Here is a 2,604-nt window from a genome sequence, read left to right on the forward strand (position 1 = left end):
TTTGTTAATGATTCTATTGCTTCTTTAAGTTTATCTTCATTTTCTGGATCTATACTTGCTGTGGCTTCATCAAAGATTATGATGTCCGCATCTTTTAGCTTGGCTCTTGCTATGGAGATTCTTTGTTTTTCTCCGCCAGATAGACTTGCTCCGCCTTCTCCGATGATAGTGTCATATCCTTCTGGTAAAGCTTCTATAAATTCATGACATCTTGCTTTTTTTGCAGCTTCTACAACTTCTTCATGGCTTGCATTTTGTTTTCCAAATTTTATATTGTTTTCAATTGTATCTTCAAAGAGATAGACGTCTTGAAATACCATGGAAATTGAATTCATAAGGTTTTCTATCTTATAGTCCTTAATATTTTCTCCACCTATTAAAATTTCGCCAGAATTTACATCCCAAAATCTTGCAATAAGATTACAAAATGTTGTCTTACCAGATCCAGATGGACCAACTATGGCAGTCATAGTATTTTCTTTTATCTCTGCTGATACATTTTTTAAAATTGGTCTATCATCATAAGAAAAGCTGATATGTTTAAAGACTATATCATGATTTTTTATAGGCTCTGTAATACTTCCTTCTCTCATATCAGGCATAGAGTCGATAAAACCTACAGAATCTATAGCATTTTCGCAAGCTCTTAGGATTGCCATGTTTGATCCTGCCCCGATTAAGCCTTCAAAGATAATAAAGGATGCCATAATCATAAGAATTGTTTCAGCAAGTGGAAGTTCACCAGATAAATTTAATTTTAATGATACATAGACCATAGCTACTGTTGTTATTCCCATTACAATTCTTTGAATAACTGTGTATGGTGCTACAGATATTTCTAAATCTAAAAGTATATTTGATGTATCTTTTATAGACTTTCTCAAAGCTCTGTTATTTTCTCCACCAAGATTATAGGATTTTATAACCTGCATTCCTTGTAAAGTTGCTAATACTTCTTTTGTAAGTCTTGTTTGTGTTTCTGTCATTTTATCTGCATTAGCTGATGATTTTTTCTCCATCATTGATGTAACGATGAAAAATACTACCACACCTGCTACAGCAACCAGTCCTACCTTTACGTTAAAAATTAAAGTTCCAAGGACAAAGACTAAAGTATTTAAAACTCCACCAAGTACAAGAACCAAAAGCATAGGCACCCACATTTCTGCTTGGGAAAGTGAAGATGTAGCAATAGTAGTTAATCTTCCTAGTGAAAAGCTTGAAAAGAAACCCATAGGAACTCTTTTTATTTTTTCTCCTATTTCTATCCTCTTATGAGCTGCCATAAAATATCCAGCGTGTGTTTGTGCCATTTGTGATGATTTTTGTGTCATTATCTTTCCAACAAGGGATATAACTAATATTCCAAGACAAACAAAGATAGCCTTATAGTCTAAAGTGTTAAAGAATATATTTACTAGCATATAGTAAATTGCTCCAAACTCAAGGGCATTAAATACTGCATGCAAAAATCCAGCGAGAATAGATTTCTTAATATATACCTGTTCTTCTTTTGAAAAATTCCATATCTTTTTAAACACATTAAGCATTTTCATCACCCCTTAAATTTGCAGCATACATTTCCTTATAAAGTTCTGATGACTTTAATAGTTCTTCATGAGTACCATAAGAATTTAATTTGCCATCTTTAATGACAAATATCCTATCTGCATCAACAATTGTCTTTAGCCTATGAGCGATTATGATTAAAGTTTTCCCCTTAACTAGATTTGCCAAGGCGTTTTGTATGAGAGCTTCATTTTCAGGATCTATATAAGAAGTTGCTTCATCTAAAATTACGATTGGTGCATTCTTTAGCATGGCACGAGCAATAGATATTCTTTGTCTTTCTCCTCCAGATAGATGACCTCCACCTTCGCCAACTCTTGTCTCGTAACCATTAGATAGGTTCATAATAAAATCATGGCAGGCAGATTTTTTACATACATCTATAATTTCTTCGTCAGAGGCATTCTTATTTCCAAGCCTAATATTTTCCTTTATAGTCATATCAAAAAGAAAATTATCTTGAGATACGAAAGAAATAAGTGAAGACAAGTTTTCGAGCGACACATCTTTTGTTTCTACTCCGCCAATTTTAATAGATCCCTTATCTACATTCCAAAATCCAGCAATAAGTTTTGCTATTGTGGACTTACCTGACCCAGAAGGACCAACGAGTGCTGAAACATTAGATTCTTTTATTTCCATAGAAAGATTATCTATAACCTTATTTTTTCCATCGTAAGAAAAGTCTACGTCTTGAAGTTCTATATTATAGGATTCTATTTTTTCTCCCTTGTCAATATTTTCTAACTCTTTTGAATCTAAAATCTTTCCTATTTCAGAAGTTATAGTTGATATTCTTGACATATCATCCATATAGTTCATGATTTTTAAAATGCTAGAAACTGTAGCAAATGATAATACTATTAAGGTAATTAAATTTCCTAAATCAATACTTCCATTTATATAAAATAAAATCCCAAAAGGTATGATTGTAATAATTCCCATAGGAGAAAGTAATCTACCTATGGCAACCCTATTCATAGATTCACCCATCCAGTTATAATAAAAGCTTGCATTGTCATAAACTGCATCAGC

The 2,604-nt window shown here is 32.5% G+C and carries 2 protein-coding genes; both read right to left on the bottom strand.

Annotation, left to right across the window (positions count from 1 at the left end; translation table 11 throughout):
* Positions 1-1,550: ABC transporter ATP-binding protein (locus tag KHW44_RS08390; RefSeq protein WP_304068372.1), on the bottom strand; the 1,550-nt coding region annotated here is incomplete at its 3' end.
* On the bottom strand, positions 1,543-2,604 hold a 1,062-nt coding region (locus KHW44_RS08395; RefSeq protein WP_304068375.1), incomplete at its 5' end, for an ABC transporter ATP-binding protein. The genes KHW44_RS08395 and KHW44_RS08390, both read right to left, overlap by 8 nt.

It is taken from the genome of Finegoldia magna (assembly GCF_018371055.1).
GTDB lineage: Bacteria > Bacillota > Clostridia > Tissierellales > Peptoniphilaceae > Finegoldia > Finegoldia magna_I.